Source organism: Jeotgalibaca sp. PTS2502, from assembly GCF_001975685.1.
Classification (GTDB): domain Bacteria; phylum Bacillota; class Bacilli; order Lactobacillales; family Aerococcaceae; genus Jeotgalibaca; species Jeotgalibaca arthritidis.
This window is the reverse complement of the sequence record NZ_CP019433.1, coordinates 340199-359517: the sequence shown is the minus strand read 5'-3', so window position 1 is coordinate 359517 and position 19319 is coordinate 340199. Positions and strand designations below refer to the sequence as shown.

The following is a 19319-nucleotide window of genomic DNA, read 5'->3' as shown; positions in this document are numbered from 1 at the left end:
CCCCTAAATCCGCGTCCGAATTTAGGGGGTCACTACAAAATTTCCCAGATTTTTTTAGTTAAAGAATGAATCATAGATGGCCTTAACAGCCTTCTCTTCATCTTCTTCGATAATACCAAACATCAAACTGATTTCTGATGCGCCTTGGTTAATCATAACCAAGTTGACACCAGCGTCTGCTAGGGCTTGTGTTGCTTGCGCTGTTGTTCCGACAGACGCAACCATGCCCTCTCCTACAATCATGATTAAACAGACATCTCCTTGAACATGAACGTCATCTGCTCTTAGCTCGTTTTTCAAACGGTATAATAGTGCTGCCTGTTTTCCAGGCGTTAATTGATCTTTTCTAATAATAAAGGTAACTTCATCAATTCCAGATGGCATATGATCAATACTTAAACCAAGTTCCTCAAAAATTTGCGTTGATTTACGGATAAAGCCTAGCTCTCTATTTAACAAATATTTGCTAACATGGATACTAACAAAACCATTTGAAGAGGCAATCCCTGAAATAATATGTGATGTCTTAGGACGCGTCCGCGTAATTTTAGTTCCTTTACCTTCAGGGTTATTGGTATTCTTCACGTGAACTGGAATACCTGCATGGAAAGCTGGTAATAGCGCTTCATCATGGAACACTGAAAAACCAGCATATGAGAGTTCGCGCATTTCAGTGTAAGTTAAATGGTGAATTTTTTCTGGATCAGGCACATGATTAGGATTTGCTACATAAATCGCATCGACATCTGTAAAGTTCTCATAAAGAGTCGCTTGAACACCATTGGCAACAATCGCTCCTGTAATATCAGATCCACCACGAGAGAATGTAATAATTTCATCGTTTTCGTTGTAGCCAAAGAATCCTGGAATAACTAATACTTCCTCTGTATCTCTTAGTTGGCTAAGGAAGTTATAGGATTCTGGCAAGATACGTGCATTACCAGGTTGACTTGTTACAAAGATACCCGCTTCTCTTGGATTTAAATAACGAGCTGGCAATCCTGATTTTTTGAAATAAGCTGCGATTAGTTTAGCATTGTTATCTTCTCCACTTGCTTTAAAGGCATCAATTTGCAAGTCTGTTGATCGAAATTCTGTTCGTAACAATTTTTCGAAATGATTTTCAATTTCAACTATTACTTGCTTATCGAGTTCTAGCTCTTCCGCAATATCAGCATAACGGCTAATAATATCTTCATAGACTACCTTATAAGATGACTGATTTTGAACCAACGTTGCCATTTTTATTAACTGATCGGTCACTTTCTTATCGTCTGAAAAACGTTTCCCAGGAGCTGATACAACGACAATACGTCTTTCGGGATCATCTTGAACAATTTTTAAAACTTTTCTAAGTTGTGTTCCATTGGCTAAGGAACTACCTCCAAATTTTATAACTTTCATCGCAATACCTCATCATTTTTCTTTTTCTAATCTATTTTTCATTTTAACAGTATCGTTAGGATAGCATGACACGGCTATAATCGCAATGGTAATTTTAGAAAAGAGTGAAATAAATGTAATCATTTTGTAGTAGAACTGTTTCTATCATTTTTTAACTTTACATATATAATAGTAATAGAAATTAAAAAAGGATGAGCTCATTTGAAGTTAAAAAAAGCAAGTAAATATTTGTGGTTTATTTTTCCTCTTTTTATCGGTTTTATGCCCTTATGTCTGAGCAAGAAGAATTTAAAAAAGAAACATATCCCTTTAGCTAATAGCCACCCACTTGATCCATATAACGGAAGATGGCTTTCTGCGGATAAACGCTCTATTATTGTCATAGAGTCTGATTCAGCAGTTTTAACAAATGAAAAGCCTTTTCGACTGGCTTTCCAAGAAATAAGAGATCATCAAATTATCTTCAAGGACCCGTTCGGTTACGATGTCATCATTGAAGATCATCAACCACAATCAATTAAGTTATTTGATGAAGCCGAAGAGGAAATTGTTATTTATTACAAAGAATATACTGACTAATAAAAAAGCGATAGGAAAATAACCATTTCCTATCGCTTTTTATGATCCTTTATTCTGCTGGTTTTACTTTAGAGTAGATCGGCGTTGCATCATCCACTTGAGGCTCAATCTTCCAAATCTCATCTGCATAGCGCAAGATTGTATAGTCAGAAGAGAATGGCCCCGAATGCGCAATATTTAAAAGAGCCATCTTATTCCACTTGTCTCTGTCTAAGAAATCACTATCAGCCTGTATTTGGGCGTTGATAAAAGAATCAAAATCCTTCAATAAGAAGTACTCGTCATTAAATTTAACTAAGCTATCAAAAATATCCTGTCCTTCATTGAAAATGCCTGGAATAGAACCGTCAATTAACATATTTAAAACACGTTTCACACTAGCATTACCTTCATAGATGGTTCGAGCGTTATAATTTTGGTTTTGATAGAATTTTTGAACCTCTTCGTTCTTAAGTCCAAAAATATAAATATTATCTTTGCCAACAGCATCATGAATCTCAATGGTCGCTCCATCCATAGTGGCCATGGTAACAGCACCATTTGCCATCAATTTCATATTACTTGTTCCAGAAGCTTCTTTTCCTGCTAGTGAAATTTGCTCACTAATATCAGCAGCTGGAATAATTAATTCAGCTAGACTGACTCCGTAATTCTCCACAAAAACAACTTTAATTAAGTCTCTAATTTCTGGATCATTATTTACCATTTCAGCTACCGCATTGATTAATTTAATAATCTGTTTGGCATAATGGTAACTTGGCGCAGCCTTTGCTCCAAATATGAATACACGCTTTGGTAGCGCAATGTCAGGATTATCTTTAATTCGGTTGTAGCGCTCCAAAATATGCAAAACATTTAATAACTGACGCTTATAAGCATGGAGACGTTTAATTTGAACATCAAAGATTGCGGTTGGGTCAATCTCGATACCCATTTCTTTCTTAATGTATGCAGCAAAACGTTTCTTGTTGTCTAACTTAACAGTCTCCAGTCTGTCTAAGACTGTTTTGTTATCTGCATGGGTTTTAAGTAAAATGAGTTCTTCAGGATTGCATTTCCAATCTGTTCCAATCGTATTGTCTAATAGCTCAGTTAAAGCTGGATTAGACAACTGTACCCACCGTCGTTGTGTAATCCCATTGGTCTTATTATTAAATTTGTTTGGATACATGAGATAAAAATCATGCAATGTTTCATTAATCAGAATATTCGTATGTAGTTTCGCCACACCATTAATACTATGACTGCCTATAATAGCAAGGTTAGCCATCTTAATTTGATCATGGTCAATAATAGCTGTTCGATAAGTTAATTCTTCACCATACAAAGGTAACTTTTTATTAATATGACGGCGATTAATTTCCACAATAATTTGGTGAATTCGCGGTAGTAAATGAGCCATCATATCCACTGGCCAGCGTTCCATCGCTTCTTGAAGAATGGTATGGTTAGTATAACTAATCGTTTTCTTAGTGATTTCCCAAGCTTGATCCCACGTTAAGCCTTCTTCATCAATTAAAATCCGCATTAATTCAGGTACAACCAGTGCTGGATGGGTATCATTAATATGAATACCAATCTTGTCAGGCAATAGACTCCAATCTTCATCCAATAGCTTAAAGTAACGAATCACACTCTGAACACCTGCAGATGAGAAGAAATACTCTTGTCTCAATCGTAAAAGTCTTCCTTCGTAATTAGAGTCATCCGGGTATAGAACTTCTGTAATTTGATTAACCGCATCGCGCTCTTCCTCAGTTCGGAATAAATATTCTTCACCATAAGGAATTTCCGCTGACCATAAACGAAGATTATTAACAACACCATTCTTATAACCCACTTGTGGAACATCATAAGGAACTGCTAGAATATTTTGCGTATTTTCGTAACGTGGATAGAGACGACCTTCATCATCTGGTTCAAGATAAACTTGACCGCTAAAACGAACGATGACCGCTTTATTTTCTTTACGCACTTCCCAAACATTCCCGTTTCTCAGCCAATTTTCTGGTAATTCAATTTGGTAACCATCAATAAATTTTTGCTTAAAGAGACCATATTGATAACGAATACCGTTTCCATGACCTGCTAATCCTGTTGAAGCAATAGAGTCCATAAAACAAGAAGCTAAGCGACCTAATCCACCATTTCCAAGTGCAGGATCTGCTTCTCCTCGGCTCACTTCATCCAAATTGAGGCCGAGTTCTTTCAATCCATCTTGAACAGTTTTCAAAACATCCAGATTAAGTAGGTTGCTCTTTAGCATTCTTCCTGGTAAAAACTCCATGGAGAAATAAAAGATTTGTTTCGTTTCATTCGTTTTATAATCAGAAATTGTTTGTTTCCAGTTATCCATATAGTAATTGCGAATGACTTCACCTAGGGCCAAAAATTGTTCTCTTGGTGTTCCCTCATCGTAGCTATAAGCATATAGCTGGTCAAACTCTTTGACAAAATCCTTTTTAAATTGCTGAATACTCACTTTTCCCATTTTACTCCTCCTCGTAACAGCTTTAGGTTACTGACATAGCGACTGATACAATTCGATATAGTGTTGACTTGGCTGTTTCCAACTGAAGTCTTTTTCCATAGCTTGTTTCATTAATAACTCCCAAGCTTGTGGTTGTTCTTCGTAAACATCAAGCGCACGATAAATCGTTCCTAACAAGTTATAACCGTTAAATCCATAGAAACTAAAGCCGGTTCCTTCTCCAGTGTAGGAGTTGTATGGCATGACGGTATCTTTTAAACCACCTGTTTCATGAACTAGGGGTAATGTGCCATAACGCATGGCAATCATTTGCGACAAGCCACATGGTTCAAAGGCTGACGGCATTAAAAACAAATCAGATGCCGCATAAATTTCCTGTGCTAAGGCAACATCAAAATCGATGAGCGCTCTAAATTTATCAGGATACTCATTTTGGAAATATCGGAATGAATCTTCAAATTGAGGATCTCCTGTTCCTAAAATAACCACCTGAACGTCTCGACTTCCCATTAATTCTTGCATTTTTTCTTGAATCAATTGGAAGCCTTTTTGATCGGTTAAGCGGCTAACACTCGCTAACAATGGAATAGACTCGTCTTGAGGAAGTCCTAATTTTTCTTGTAAAGCCAGTTTATTCTTAACCTTTCCTGAAAAATCGGTTAATGAAAAATGATGTGGAATTAAATTATCTGTTTCAGGATTGTTGATGTCATAATCAATGCCATTAATAATCCCTCTGATCTTCCAATTGTTGTATTGTAAGACACCTTCTAATCCTTCTCCAAACTCAGGTGTTTGAATTTCGTTAGCATAAGTCGGACTAACGGTTGTCACATAATCCGAGAAATTAATACCGCCTTTTAAATAGTTAACATTATCACCGTACTTCACGCCATCTTCATGAAAGATATTCATACCTGTTCCGAAAACGCTCGATAAAATTTCAGGCGAATAAACACCTTGGAAACGAATATTATGGATGGTAATAACTTTGCGAATATGTCGATAGGCATCAATCCAATGGTACTTATCAACTAACAGCACGGGAACCATGGCTGTATGCCAGTCATTCACATGGAGTATGTCTGGAATAAAATCAATTTTTTCCATCATTTCAATAATCGCCATCGAAAAGAAACCAAAGCGTTCCCCATCGTCCCATTCACCATACAAGTTACCTCGGAAAAAATAGTCTTGGTTATCAATAAAATAATAAGTGACACCCTCTAATTCTATTTTTTTTATTCCACAGTAGACGGTTTTCCAGCCTACTTTCATATCAAAATGGAGCACGTCTTCTGCCATGTCTTGATAGTTTTGAGGCATATTGCTGTAAAAAGGGAGAACAACACGAATATCTACTCCTTGTTTTACAAGTTCTTTAGGTAAAGCATAGGCAACATCACCCAGCCCCCCTGTTTTAAAGAAGGGGGCTGCTTCAGCTGCTGCGAATAAAATTCTCATCTCTCACTCATCCTTCAGCTGTCACACGTTTATTTTTTTCAATGACAATCAACTTATCTTTTGTTCCCTTTAATACAACTCCTGGTTCAATGGTGACATTTTTATCCAAAATACAATACTCTAAGATTGCACCTTTTCCAATTTTTGCACCTTGCATGATTAGTGAATGACGCACTTCTGCATCTTCCTCAACACATACTTTTCTAAAAACCAATGATTCTTCAACTGTTCCGGAAATAGAACAGCCTGTTGCAACAAGAGCACTATTCACATTCGCTTTAGGGTAGTAATACGTTGGTGCTTCACTTTTTGCCTTTGTAATAACGGCTTGACCTTCACAAAAGACTTTATCGTATTCGGACTTGTCTAGTAAGCTCATATTAGCTTCAAAATAAGCCTCAATTGAATCTAAGTTTGACATTGGCCCTTTGTATTCATAAGCATTGACATTGAGCGATGGCAAGTAATAGGCAACTAATCGATCGATGTCCATATGGATTCCTTCACGATCAGCTCTTTCAATGATATCTAAGAGTGTTTTGACAGATAGTAGATACATATTCATACTCTGCCCAACAGTCTCTTGTGGGTAATTCCAATCTAAACTTGAAATCAAGCTCTTCAATTTATGTTTACTGTCTGCAATCACAATTTTTTCATAAGGATGGTCTTTAACAGCATCAACAGGAACCGTCTTATAGATAAGCGTTAAGTCATCAGCTTGACTAGCATGAAAAGCTTGAACGTCTTTTAAATTAACTTTAGCGACAATTTTCCCACCTGATACAAAGACATACTTAGCTAATGATTTACGTAAAAATGCCTTATGATTCGCATAAAAATTATCATCTTCAAAACTTTCGTCACCCATTAACTGTTTCAGATAGGTTTGGGAGAATGTAAAAATCCCACCACGAAGTTTTGATTCTAATCCCCACGCAGCGCCACTTCTAATGTGGTCATAAATAGATCGTCCACTTCCACCAATAAAGAGACCAACAGAGTCAACCCCACCGTGACTAATGCTAGAAAGTAAGAAGTCGATCACACGATAACGTCCAGCAAATGGCAGGCCTGCTACTGGTCTAAACCGAGTTAAAGGTTGTAAATCTTTACTACTTGAATCTGTTAAACTTAAGAGCGCACACATACTATTTGTTTTCATTATCCGTTCCTCCAATCACTTCAGCGTATCCGATGACTTCTATCGCACCTTTTTTACCAATTATGCGGCTACCATCTTTAATGTCTGCTTGTTCGCCAATAATGGCATAGGCAATTTCAACATTTTTTCCTATTTTTGCATTTGCCATAATAATACTATCTGAGATTTGGCTATCTTGGCCAACTTGGACATTTTGAGAAACAATTGAATTTTCTACCAAACCATCAATATAACAGCCATCTGCTACCATCGCATTCGTTACTTGCCCGTGTTCAGAAATATATTGCGGCGGTGCAATCGGACTTTTCGTATGAATACGCCATTCGTCATCACGAATATGCAGGCTGTGATTTGGATTTAAAAATTCCATATTCGCTTCCCAGAGGCTTTCGATCGTTCCAACATCTTTCCAATAACCATTGAAAGAATAAGCAAAGATCTTTTCGTTATTTTTTAGATAGGCAGGAATGACATCATGCCCAAAATCGACCATTTGTTTCCCATTTTTTTGGTCTTCAACCAAATATTTGCGGAGTTTATCCCATGTGAAAATATAAATACCCATTGAGGCTAAATTGCTCTTCGGCTCTGCAGGTTTCTCTTCAAATTCAACGATGGCATGGTCTTCATCTGTATTCATAATTCCAAAACGAGAAGCTTCTTCAATAGGTACGGGAATAACCCCTACTGTTAAGTCAGCTTGGCGCTCTTTATGGGAATCAAGCATTGTGGAATAGTTCATTTTGTAAATATGGTCTCCTGATAAAATCAGAACATATTCAGGATTTTGAGAATCAATATAAGGAATGTTTCGGGTGATGGCATTAGCTGTTCCTGTAAACCAGTTTTCGCCTTCGGAATTCGTATAAGGTTGTAAAATAGTCGCATTACGGTTGTGTCCACTTAAACCCCAAGATTCACCGTTACCAATATGGTCATTTAATTCGAGCGGTTCATACTGAGTGACAACACCAACTTGTTCAACCCCAGAATGCGTACAGTTGCTTAAAACAAAGTCAATGATTCGGTAACGTCCACCGAATGGTACTGCTGGTTTAGCTGTTTCACGTGTTAGTTTTCCTAGCCGTGTTCCTTGTCCACCGGCTAAAACCATTGCGATCATTTCATTCTTCATATTTGTCAGGAAGATGTCTTCCCTTCCCCTCCTTCTACTTTTTAGTGACACCATAAATACGTTTTGGTCTGATGTAGAGCGTTCCTGAAGCAGGAACAGTCACTTCTATTATATGGTTGAATTGCTTATAGTTTTGTTCTGTCGTCTTCATGTCCGCCTGTTTAGTCGTCCAAGTACCACCAAATTCTTTCATTTCCGTATTTAATAACTCCTCATATGTGCCTTCATAAGGAACACCTACGACAAATGACCGTCTCTCGATAGGTGTAAAATTACTAATAATGATTAAGAAATCACGTTCTTTTTCTGATTTTCTAATAAACGACAAGATGGTTTCAGCATGATTATCTGCATCGATTATTTCAACACCTGTATAAGAATCGTCGATTTCATGTAAAGCTTTCTGTTCTATATAAAGCTGGTTTAACTGTTTAATGAAGAATTGGTATTCGGTATTAAACGGCTGTTGAAGAACACCCCACTCTACCTCTTCATTGAATCGCCATTCTAAAAACTGACCAATTTCATTCCCCATAAAGTTAAGTTTCTTGCCAGGATGAGCAAACATGTAGGCTTGTAAACTTCTTAGACCAGCAAATTGATTGTAGCGATCACCTGGCATACGGCCGAGTAAGGAACGCTTGCCGTGAACAACTTCATCATGAGATATCGGTAAGAGGAAGTTCTCGTTAAAGGAATACATAAAGGAGAACGTTAGCAAATTAAAATGGTCCTTACGATAAAGAGGGTCAACCGAGAAAAACTTAAGTGTATCGTTCATCCAACCCATATTCCATTTATAATTAAAGCCCAAGCCATCCATTTCAACCGGTTTTGTGACATTTGCCCAAGACGTGCTCTCTTCGGCAATCATTAAGGTTGTGTCATCATAACCAAATGCTACGGTGTTTAATTTCTTCAAAAAATTAACGCCTTGTTTATTGTCATTACTACCATCTTCATTAGGTGTCCAAGGCCCTTCATCATAATCCAAGTAAAGCATGTTAGATACAGCATCTACTCTAATACCATCAACATGGCACTCTTTTATCCAGAAAATAGCATTGGAAATTAAGAAACTATGAACTTGATTTTTACCTAGGTCAAAATTTAAGGTGCCCCATCTCACATTATTGGCCCGATTGATATCATCGTATTCAAACGTCGGGCTACCATCGTAATAGGCTAGTGCGTAGTCATTACGACAAAAATGTCCTGGTACCCAGTCAACAATGACACCAATACCATTTTTATGTGCCTCTTCTACAAAGCTTTGAAAATCCTCAATTGTTCCATATCTAGCAGCAACAGCATAGTAGCCAGTTATTTGGTAACCCCATGATGCTTCTAACGGATGTTCCATAATAGGCATAAATTCAATATGGGTATAACCCATTTCTTTCACATAAGGAATTAATTCAGCTGCTAACTCTTTGAAGCTGTATGAACGCCCATCAGGATGGCGGCGCCATGAAGTAAAATGAACTTCGTAGATATTAAGAGGTTTTTGATAGATTTTCTTTCGTTTTTTGTTGGCTTGCCATCTGCCATCGCGCCACTTCTTATCGGGCAAATCGCTAACAAGAGAGGCATCTTTGGGTGGAAGCTCAAAGGCATGCGCATAGGGGTCAATTTTTAAAAATTGGTGACCTTGCTGGTCTTCAATCTGATATTTGTAGCAGTCTCCTTCTTTAGCCGTTGGTGTAAAGACAGACCAAGCCCCTGTCTCACCTATTTTTTTCATTTCGATGCTCTCCCAATGAGAGAAATCGCCTACTAAACAGACATTCTTCGCATGAGGGGCCCAAAGTGTGAAACGCCAACCGTCTAACTGATTTTCAAAACTTCGTTTACTTCCAAAAACGTGATAACTTTCAAAATGATTACCATGATTAAACAAATAAAGTTCTTCTTCTAAACCTTGAAAGATATTTCTTTTCATATTTGTATAGCTCCTCTCTGCAAAAAATTGATGGTTTTACCACTGTTATAAATGATAATATCATTAGGATAATTATATACCTATCATAACACTGGAAAGATTTTTCTGCTAATAATCTTGCTACTCCTGATCCCTTTTAATGAAAGAATTGACAGGGTCTGTTCACAATTCTCTCATATAATAGCTTTTCAGTTAAATTGAAAACACTCTCAATATGTTTTACCATTTTTACAATATATGCATAGTGATGCGAGTCTATTGTTTATACTTTGTTAACATTTAATGAACGTTCTCCTCAATTGTTAAGTTTTTACTTTTCCACTCATCCCAGTCAAAAAAAAGCAACAGCTCTGTTATGGCTATCGCTTTTGTGCTGGTTTATTCAAAAAGAGTTCATGCAAAATACGACCATCTGTTTTAGTTGGATAATCTAGTCCAATGGCATGGAGGAAAGTTGGGCCTTCATCTACTAAACGTGCGCGATCAAGTCTCGCCTTTTCGTCAATACCAGGCCCTGATAAGAGCATCATCGTTGTATAATTTTTCCTTTCAGGATGAAAACCGTGAGTTGCTTTCAATAGTTTTCTACCTTTGACAGTCTTAGCTGTACTCTCCATAAAGGGATAGGTCAAATCGTCCGCAAAATAGTAGCCTTTTTTTGCTTCAATCATAAAGATACAGTTGGAATCTGCTCCGTCCCACTTCATATCATCAGCTGTATAAATCGTCTCAATTCGAGAATCAATCCCCTTTAAAGCATCCAAAATCATCTTATTGGTAATAGTTGGATCATTTCGATAAATATAAGCTGCTCCATCTGCAGCCTTTACAATCACCTTCCACGATTTAATCGCATTTCTACGATTAACATTCAACCACCCTTTATCTAAAAATAAATAATTAGGACGCACCACAGTATGGGTATCAATCTGGTAGTGGTCCCCCAATACTGCAAGAACGGTATTTTCGGCAGTTCCTGCTTCTTCCATAGCATCTAATAATTGGCCTAGTCGGTTATCCATTCTAATAATCGCTTCTCTAGCTTGATGGCTACGAACCCCATATTCATGACGCATGCTATCGAGATCAACTAAATGAATTGCTATTAAATCTGGCTTCTTATTGATAATCGTGTCCACTGCTGCTGCTGTTACAAAGTCATCTAATTCTGGTTGATCGATTCCCTTTCTTAAATGTTTATATTTGTTATTCATTTCAAGAACATACTTTAGAGTAGAGGCATAAGCAGAAACCATGACTTGATTTTGCCATGGTTTATTGGGGAAAATTTCAGCAATATTATAATCAATCGACTTGCTTCTACCCGTTACTGGCCACAAAATAGCTGCTGTTGTGTAGCCGGCTTTTTTAGCAACGTCAAAAAAGCTTGCCGTTTTGATTTCATCTGCATACCAATACCAGTCAGGGTCTAAACGTTCTGGCTGTAAATGAGTGTTATTAATAATCCCATGTTTATCTGGATACATTCCCGTCGCAATGGATGTATGTGCTATATAAGTAAGAGATGGATAAACCGTCCGCACACCCGTTACTTGGGCACTTTTAGCCATAATACGTTTAAAATGAGGCAGTGTTGCTGCAAACTGCAAATCAGCATCGCCAAACGCATCCAAAGATATCACAAAAAGTTTCTTTTTTGTCATTTTCCAGCCCTCCTCTATAAGATAATCATAACACAAGAGTAGATAATATTGGGTATAAAAAGAAGGAGCATTTCTTATCGAAATGCTCCTTTCATAACTATTTACCTTGGTCTGAAGGCGGTGTTTCTTTTTTATCTTCGGCTTCTGTTGGCTGTTTTACTTTATTTTCGACAGGTTTTATTGACGGTGAGCTTGGTCGTTTACGGTTTGCCAATCGCTCACGTTGTGCCACTAATGCTTTTTCTCTTCTTTCTTCCCTTTTCTTGTAAAAGCTTGTTTGTTGGAACCAATGGCTCACTCCCATGAAAAGCAACAGTAACAAGCCAATAATAATTAAGAATGGCAAAGCATAAACCAACCAAATAACCGCATCTTGTAGCCAATAATAGAAAACAAATATAGAATCTAGAACGGCTTCTTTTAACCGTGACCAGAATGAGATTCCACTACCACGTGTTTCAGATAAGCGTTGTCGTTCAGAAATAGTTAAATAAACTTCTGTATAAGCAATTAAATCGTCAATCGATTCTAGTTGCGTCTGTAAACTCTCCCGTTCAGCGATTGTGTTACTTAAATTATCCTCAATTTGAAGAATTTGTTCAATCGTCGTTGCTTCTGCTAATAGTTCCGTTAAGCGTGTTTCTTTTTGATTTAGCACTTCAATACGTGCTTCTGTATCACGATAAGTTTGGGTCACATCTTCTGATCCAATTTGCTCACTTACCTTTGTTGCCTCCATTCCCTCAAGCTCTTTTAAAAAGTTACTTAAATTTTCTGTTGGCACACGCAAGGTGTATTCAACACGTTTGTACTCTCTTGCATCAGGTCCAAATGTGCCTGATGGTGAGTAGCTCGATTCATAAGAATATTCAATATATGCTTGGAAAGCATTAATTGTCTCTTGAACATGAGATAGTGTTTCGCTAAAGTCTAGTGTTTCATAATTCAAAGTAACTGTCTTAATAACCTTCTCACCAATCAAATTTGATTCACTATCCAAACTATTTTCTTGATAATCACCAACCATACCTGGCGAATAACTATCCGTGCTTCCACCTTGGTCAGAACAAGCCGATAAAATAAATGCTAATAAAATAACAATGATACTAAGACCCTTCTTCATGTTTTTTCCTCCTTTAAGTAATCCCTATTTCATATTAAGTATAGCAGTGGCGGTAAGGTTTAAAAAGCAATATGGATAGAAACAGAAAAAGAGGAGAGTGGGAAAAAAGGCGTTTAGCCCCGAATCGTTGGACCGAAAAAACGCAGGGTGGTCGTAGACCATCCGAGTATTATTCGGGAAACGCATGTCGGGGCTGCCTTTTTGAGCACATTTGCGCAACAATTATTCGTATATAAAAAAGGGACTGGAGTTATTTCCCAGTCCCCTCTTTATTGCGGCATGATTACTCATGGATAAAGAATGGTTCACATCCATCTTTATCTTACATCCACTTCCTGTGGTGTGCTAAGCACGTATGTCCCGCATCAACTGCAATGATTAACATTGCAAGTCGCCTCGTCGCATAAAAATGATTATAGCATCCTTTTTAGAAAAAGAAAAGCTTTACTTCCAATAATTTTGACTTGTTTTAAAAGTATTTCTTCTTGTCTTTCAAATTAAACTCCTTTATGCTAGGTAAGAAGAGAATATAAAGGAGACCAGGTCCGATGAAAGAATGTTATTTTTGCCAAAGTATTATCCCCGAGGATGCGACGGTTTGTCCGATGTGTGATTCTGACTTAACACAAGTTGAAAGCAAAACTGTAGATGCAACACCAAATCCTGAACCCTATATTTTTAATCAAGATGTTAAATCAAGAAGATTAGAAAAGAACTTTAGTATTACAAAACTAGCTCATTCAGTCGTTAGCTATGTAAACTACCATATTCATCGTTTCTCAGACCCCATTAGTGTTTCTGAAACGGAGCATACAGTAGGTTTTGGCTATGTGACCATTTTACTTGCCTCGTTCCTCTCAGCAAGTATTGTCACCAAAGTCGTGGGTGCATTAGATGAGGCTTATCATTTTATGATGTCAATTTCTATTTTACCTACTCTGACTGTCAAATTTCAGCCTGTGCAGTGGTTCTGGAAAGTGAGCGTCTTTTTTGTCATTTACTTCCTACTGCTAACATTCTTTAGCTTCCTATTCAAAAAAGCTGCCGCGACTGAGCGTGTTAATTTTAATCGCTGGGTAACGCAGTATACAGCTAGTAATACCTTTTTCTTTTTTGTATTAATCATTACCTTCCTTTTAGCTTTGGTTTTACCTCTAGCGCTAGCTATTCCATGTCTATTAATTGTTATCTTACATGCTATTTCTTATATTATCTCATTTATTAGTTGCCTGTTTACAATGGAACGGAAATCGACGGTTAACCGCACCTTTTACCAAAGTCTAGTTGGAATCAGCATCCATTTCTTAATCATGAGTGTTATCGCTTATTTCTTAATTAAATTGTAAAAAAAACAGATCTGGGATCTTTCCCAGATCTGTTTTTAATTATCTAATGTAGAAAATGCATACGGTACAAGCTCGTCAACCGTTACTTCCTTAATATCATTGTTACCATTAGTCAAGTAAATAGGTGTATCTGCTTGGCAGAGTTCTACCATTACTTGGCGGCAAATACTACATGGTGTAATGTAATCCTTTGTATTAGCTGATACTGCAATCGCTACAATATCTTCCTTTGAATAGCCATTAGCAATTCCTGTAAACAAGGCTGTTCGCTCCGCACAATTGGTTGCTCCAAATGATACATTTTCAACGTTTACGCCTTGAATAATGGTGTCATCCTTGTAAAGAACTGCTGCACCAACTGGGAAATGTGAATAAGGAACATAGGCACGTTCTTTAATCGTTTGCGCCTTTTCAACTAATAACTTAATTTGATTCTCTTGAATTTTCAACGTTTGAAAGTCCTTTCGAATAGATGTGATGTTTATCCATTATACCTTATTTCAAACAAATGTACTGCTAAAAATTAAAAAGATTCCAACTTTTTAATTGCTTGAACAAGATTTTCACTATTAACCGGGTAAGGTAGGTTATGAACAGCTAGCTCTGGCAAGCTAGCACGATGGGCAATATCCGTTAAAGCCTTATCTGTTAAATAATCCAGTTTCATATCAGCTAATGATGTCGGAATATCCAAGCTAGTATAAAACTGACGTAAGCGGGTAATTTCATCCCATTTTTCTTCCAAGGCTAACTGCACTAGAATACCATAGCCCACTTTATGGCCATGAAGAAAGTGATGTGCTTCTGGATAAATAGTCAGTGAATCATGAATTTCATGAGCAACTGTTGTTCGTGCCAAGTCATCACCAAATCCTCCTACTAACCCACTAATAGAAATAATAACCTCACTCACTGCAACAAAATCTGCCGTTAAGTGATTTTGATCAAGGTCCTCAAGTGCTTTCCCACCCTTTTCCAAGATGGTTTGTTGGCACAATTGCGCAGCTGTCTGAGCCATAGTTAAGAATGGTTGTGTTTGAAGATGAGGTTGACTTAAAATTTCATCTGATTCGTACCATTTAGCTAACGTATCTGCCATACCTGCAATAAAGTAATCCCTCGGCGCATCAAAAATTAAACGCGGCTCAATGAGTAAAAGCAGAGCTTGAACAGGTAAAACATCCAAACGATCAAAGCTGCCGTCTTCATGATAAAGTACACTCACCGGTGTCCAAGGTGCACAATTACTAGCTAAAGTCGGCACTAGAACGAATGGGCAACGATTAGCTAAATAAGCTGCATACTTAACCGTATCCATGATTTTCCCGCCACCTACTCCAATAACAACATCAGCCTTGGAATCTTCAATCACTGTTTTAATGCTATTTATTGTCGGATCCGTACACTCGCCACTGAATTGGTATTCTTCAATTGAAAAGTTAGACCGGTAAATATTCTTAAAATAAATGCGTGCTTTCTTCCATGATAAATTCCCATGAATAATCAGTATTTTTTTTGCGTTCATTTGGTAAAGTTGATGAATTAATTCGTCAATGGCGCCTTCTGCACAACGATATTGTTGTGGTCCCACCCGAACGAATGACAAGGGCTGATTTTGCATTTGTGACCCGCCTCCAAAACATTTGTTTTAATCCTTCTTTATTATAAAACAATTCTCCCCTAAAATGTGTATTATCTTATGTTATTATAGGGCTATCATTCGTTTTCTTAAAGAAAGGAGCCAGTCGATTGAATATGTTCGCTATTTTATTTAATCAGATGATGACGATGTCATTGTTGATTGCCTTTGGATTTATCCTTGTTCGAGCGAAAGTGATAAACAGTGAGGGTGCGAAGCAAATCTCTACTATTTTAGCCATGTTCGTTATGCCAGCATCCATGATTGCTTCATTTAATGCTAATTTTGATTTAGCTCGTTTAAAGTTATTTGGTTGGGCCGTAGTTGCGGCACTTGCTACCATTATCGGTCGTATTTTTATCAATCAATTTATTTTCAAAAAAGACCAACGCATTGAAAAATATGCAGCAACTTTTGCAAATTCTGGTTTTTTTGGTATTCCTATTGTTATCGCTCTTTTTGGTCATGAAGGTGTCTTTTTCTTAACACCGTATATTATGTGTAATAATATCTTACAGTGGACGTATGGTCGCGCACTCATTTCAGGCGATAAAAAAGCTATGACTCCAAAGAAAGCTTTCACTAATCCCGGCATGATTGGGGCTGTCATTGGTCTTACTATCTACATCAGCCGGCTTCCTCTTCCTCAATTTATGTGGACTGCGGTTAGTAATGTCGCCTCCCTACAGACTGCACTAGCCATGATGATTATTGGTAGTTACCTTGCTAATAGTGACTTGATGACCATTTTCAAAAATAAGTCGGCCTACTTAACTGTATTTGTGCGGCTAATTTTCACACCACTTGTTGCTATTTTAATGATTTATCTGTTACCAATTAATAACTTCGAAGTAGAGATTGTCTTGACAATTGCTTCGGTAGCACCTGCAGCAGTGAATACGGCTATACTCGGTCGTTTGTTTGGTGGTGACTATGAATACGGCGCTAGAATTGTTGTTCTGACTTCTATATTCTCTATTTTTACGATTCCATTTATGATGCAGTTTGCAGAATTTATTTATACCTTATAAATACCTTATAAAAAAACTGTCCCCATGAAAAGGGACAGTTTTTTTCTAGTTAAATAGACCGGTTATCGCTTGCCAAATATCCTGGAAGAATTTAGCAATTTTATCCTTAACGCCATTTTCTTCTGCTTTCGTAATTAAGTCAGAGACTTTGTCTTGTACACTATTTGCAAGGTCAGTTAGTTGGTCTTTTACTTCTTGCGAATCAATAGCAGAGGTTTGTTGGTATTTCTCAAATAAATCTAGCAAACGATCAAATTGCTCTTGAGTCACATAATCGCCTAAATTAGCATTAGCCAATGCTTCATTAATAATACGTTCAATATCTTCGCGGGTAGCTAGCTCACCTTGGCTTTCTTTCAGATCAGCTAATGATTGTTTAATTTCAATAATAGCTTGATCAAGTTGCGAGCCATCAAATCCTTCAACACCTTCATTTTCTTGAACGATTTGGTTCGTTGTTTCCAATTCTTCTTGAGCCACTTCCATACGGTCTTGTTCTAATTCTTCACCATTTGCATCAAATGCTTTATAAATACCTGTTAAGGCACTCTCACCTGTTACACGACTCACACTCGCCACACTAATCTTAGCGTCTGAAACCCCAGCTGTGATAGCGGCGTTGATGTATTGATCTGTCGTAATTTGAGTAATATTTTCAGGCGTTTGAATAACGACTTCCACACCCTTGCCTGCATCTTGTTTCTGCACAATAACAGATGAAATCATCGCTGATGTGTCAGTTTCGCCATCATTTAAATAATGCTGTAAATCCTCACCCGTAACAGCAACTGAATGAACATTATCAGGATTTTCAATGTTTAGCAGGGTCATCGTTTCTTCAATCTGAACTTCTGACAAGCCTCCGCCATATACGAAAGTTGGTTTGCCCCATTTCTCATTAATAACCGTCGTATCAATACCATTTGAACTCGCTTGAGTATAGATTGGGAATATGGCACTACTTCCCATCGTTAATAGTGTTGTCAGTAAGAGTAATGATTTATTTCTTTTTCTCATTTTTTCTGACCTCCTTTTCTCCCTTATTTTAAACTAAATCTTCTTTTATTTCCTCAACCTTGAGGCCGATTAAGAAAAGTTTAAAAAAGAAGAGACCTTAGCCTCTTCTTTTTAGTGTTTTCCATACAATCTGAGCCAACCAAAAATCAACCATACTATGAATCACTGTCCCCACACCAACGAGTAACATCACTGATGTAAGCAGTCCCTTATCGTAGTAAGCTGCAGTTAAATTACCAGCAAAATAAAAGATACTAACCACGATAACTTCACAAATCGCATGTAATAATCCAATTAATAAGTTAAATAACCAGCTCTTTTTAGTATCTATAATAAGTTCAGGCTTAGCTTCCAGATACTTAGCCCCAACAAAAGCAAAAATCATATGGGAAGCTGCTCGCAATACAATCACAATGGGAAATCCTCCTAGAAGAAATCCCATTGCTGTACCAAAAGCAACCGCCAGAGCAACATAGGGCGATATAAACATGGCAATAAAGGTAGCCACATGACTGGCCAACGTAAAAGAGGCTGGCTCCAACATAATTTTTAAGGGGGAAATCATAGGGATTAAAATGCCAACCGCAATTAATAAGGCGGCCGTTGTTAGTGTTCCTGTTCGTGATCGTATATTCATAAATTAAAACCCTTCCTTCACATGTCATAGTTACAGGTGTCAAGACAACTGCCTATTTATTATAATACGACATATTAAAAAGTCAACACTGTTTTACCGATACCAAATTATTGATACAGGATACCCGCATTTTTTAAAGCAGCTTGAATCTGATCAAAGGCTTGCTTGTCCTTGCACTTTACAGTGTGAATGTGAATACCATCAGTTAGTGAAGATAACATCTTGCTTTTATTATTCTCCATTTCAACAATAAAGGCATCTACATCATGGGGTGTTTTTATTCGCAAGACACCTGATAACAATCCGTAGAGTGGGTGCTCAACTTGAACATCCAACACTTCCCCACCATGTCGAACAATAATATCTAACTCTTGACGAGTTTGACTTTCTGAGTGCTGACACACTAGCTTGGCTGCAAAGCCATTTAAAATAACGTCTTTGTCTCCGTACAAGTAGCCTCTAGGTGTTGATAAAATCTCATTCCCCTCCGCTCTTAACAAAGCAATGTCGCCCACAATAATTTGTCGACTCACTTGAAATTCATCTGCCAGTTGCCTTGCTGCAACTGGATTTGTTTCATTTTCTAAAATGGAAATAATAGCCTCTCTTCTTTTTGAAGCGTTCATAGGATTACCTACCTTTTCTAAAAAATTACGTTCTCTCTATGTCCTATCATACCATG

Annotated in this window: 16 protein-coding genes; 3 read left to right on the top strand and 13 right to left on the bottom strand. The window is 37.4% G+C overall.

Annotation, left to right across the window (positions count from 1 at the left end):
• Positions 1–54: 54 nt before the first annotated feature.
• Complete coding sequence (locus BW721_RS01770) at positions 55–1404, bottom strand: aspartate kinase (protein ID WP_076765563.1); 1350 nt, start codon at positions 1402–1404, stop codon at positions 55–57.
• A 201-nt stretch (positions 1405–1605) separates the two neighbouring features.
• On the opposite strand from BW721_RS01770, the gene BW721_RS01765 reads away from it, so the two are divergent.
• Positions 1606–1983 (top strand): DUF4828 domain-containing protein, encoded by a 378-nt coding sequence (locus BW721_RS01765; RefSeq protein WP_076765561.1) that lies wholly within the window; start codon positions 1606–1608, stop codon positions 1981–1983.
• A 49-nt stretch (positions 1984–2032) separates the two neighbouring features.
• Here BW721_RS01765 and BW721_RS01760 read toward each other — a convergent pair whose 3' ends face one another.
• From BW721_RS01760 to BW721_RS01730, 7 genes are all read right to left on the bottom strand, one after another.
• Complete coding sequence (locus BW721_RS01760) at positions 2033–4474, bottom strand: glycogen/starch/alpha-glucan phosphorylase (protein WP_076765558.1); 2442 nt, start codon at positions 4472–4474, stop codon at positions 2033–2035.
• A 27-nt stretch (positions 4475–4501) separates the two neighbouring features.
• On the bottom strand, positions 4502–5938 hold the full coding sequence (gene glgA / locus BW721_RS01755; protein WP_076765556.1) for a glycogen synthase GlgA: 1437 nt from the start codon (positions 5936–5938) through the stop codon (positions 4502–4504).
• Positions 5939–5945: 7 nt separating this feature from the next.
• On the bottom strand, positions 5946–7103 hold the full coding sequence (glgD, locus tag BW721_RS01750; protein ID WP_076765554.1) for a glucose-1-phosphate adenylyltransferase subunit GlgD: 1158 nt from the start codon (positions 7101–7103) through the stop codon (positions 5946–5948).
• Positions 7090–8238, bottom strand: coding sequence for a glucose-1-phosphate adenylyltransferase (locus BW721_RS01745; RefSeq protein ID WP_076765552.1), 1149 nt, complete (start codon positions 8236–8238; stop codon positions 7090–7092). The genes glgD and BW721_RS01745 overlap by 14 nt, the downstream gene beginning before the upstream one ends.
• A gap of 34 nt (positions 8239–8272) precedes the next feature.
• Positions 8273–10180: a 1,4-alpha-glucan branching protein GlgB gene (gene glgB / locus BW721_RS01740; protein ID WP_076765550.1), complete on the bottom strand. Its 1908-nt coding sequence runs from the start codon at positions 10178–10180 to the stop codon at positions 8273–8275.
• A gap of 359 nt (positions 10181–10539) precedes the next feature.
• Positions 10540–11844 (bottom strand): alkaline phosphatase family protein, encoded by a 1305-nt coding sequence (locus BW721_RS01735; RefSeq protein WP_076765548.1) that lies wholly within the window; start codon positions 11842–11844, stop codon positions 10540–10542.
• 97 nt (positions 11845–11941) lie between these two features.
• Positions 11942–12967, bottom strand: coding sequence for a DUF4349 domain-containing protein (locus tag BW721_RS01730; RefSeq protein ID WP_076765547.1), 1026 nt, complete (start codon positions 12965–12967; stop codon positions 11942–11944).
• A gap of 548 nt (positions 12968–13515) precedes the next feature.
• Between BW721_RS01730 and BW721_RS01725 the strand changes: the two genes are divergently transcribed.
• Complete coding sequence (locus tag BW721_RS01725; protein ID WP_076765545.1) at positions 13516–14313, top strand: hypothetical protein; 798 nt, start codon at positions 13516–13518, stop codon at positions 14311–14313.
• Between the two features lie 35 nt (positions 14314–14348).
• Here the strand turns inward: BW721_RS01725 and BW721_RS01720 are convergent, their stop codons facing one another.
• Together BW721_RS01720 and BW721_RS01715 are read right to left on the bottom strand one after the other, a co-directional pair.
• Positions 14349–14756: a cytidine deaminase gene (locus BW721_RS01720; protein WP_156892259.1), complete on the bottom strand. Its 408-nt coding sequence runs from the start codon at positions 14754–14756 to the stop codon at positions 14349–14351.
• An 80-nt stretch (positions 14757–14836) separates the two neighbouring features.
• The gene (locus tag BW721_RS01715; RefSeq protein WP_076765543.1) at positions 14837–15934 is read right to left on the bottom strand and encodes an iron-containing alcohol dehydrogenase family protein; all 1098 of its coding nucleotides are present in this window, start codon (positions 15932–15934) and stop codon (positions 14837–14839) included.
• A gap of 134 nt (positions 15935–16068) precedes the next feature.
• Here BW721_RS01715 and BW721_RS01710 point away from each other — a divergent pair, with 134 nt between their 5' ends.
• Complete coding sequence (locus BW721_RS01710) at positions 16069–16983, top strand: AEC family transporter (RefSeq protein ID WP_232222956.1); 915 nt, start codon at positions 16069–16071, stop codon at positions 16981–16983.
• A gap of 45 nt (positions 16984–17028) precedes the next feature.
• On the opposite strand, the gene BW721_RS01705 is transcribed toward BW721_RS01710, so the two are convergent.
• The 3 genes from BW721_RS01705 to BW721_RS01695 form a co-directional block, all read right to left on the bottom strand.
• Positions 17029–18000: a DUF1002 domain-containing protein gene (locus BW721_RS01705; protein WP_076765539.1), complete on the bottom strand. Its 972-nt coding sequence runs from the start codon at positions 17998–18000 to the stop codon at positions 17029–17031.
• Between the two features lie 97 nt (positions 18001–18097).
• On the bottom strand, positions 18098–18637 hold the full coding sequence (locus tag BW721_RS01700; RefSeq protein WP_076765537.1) for a hypothetical protein: 540 nt from the start codon (positions 18635–18637) through the stop codon (positions 18098–18100).
• Positions 18638–18744: 107 nt separating this feature from the next.
• Positions 18745–19263: a transcription repressor NadR gene (locus BW721_RS01695; RefSeq protein WP_076765535.1), complete on the bottom strand. Its 519-nt coding sequence runs from the start codon at positions 19261–19263 to the stop codon at positions 18745–18747.
• Between the last annotated feature and the right edge of the window lie 56 nt (positions 19264–19319).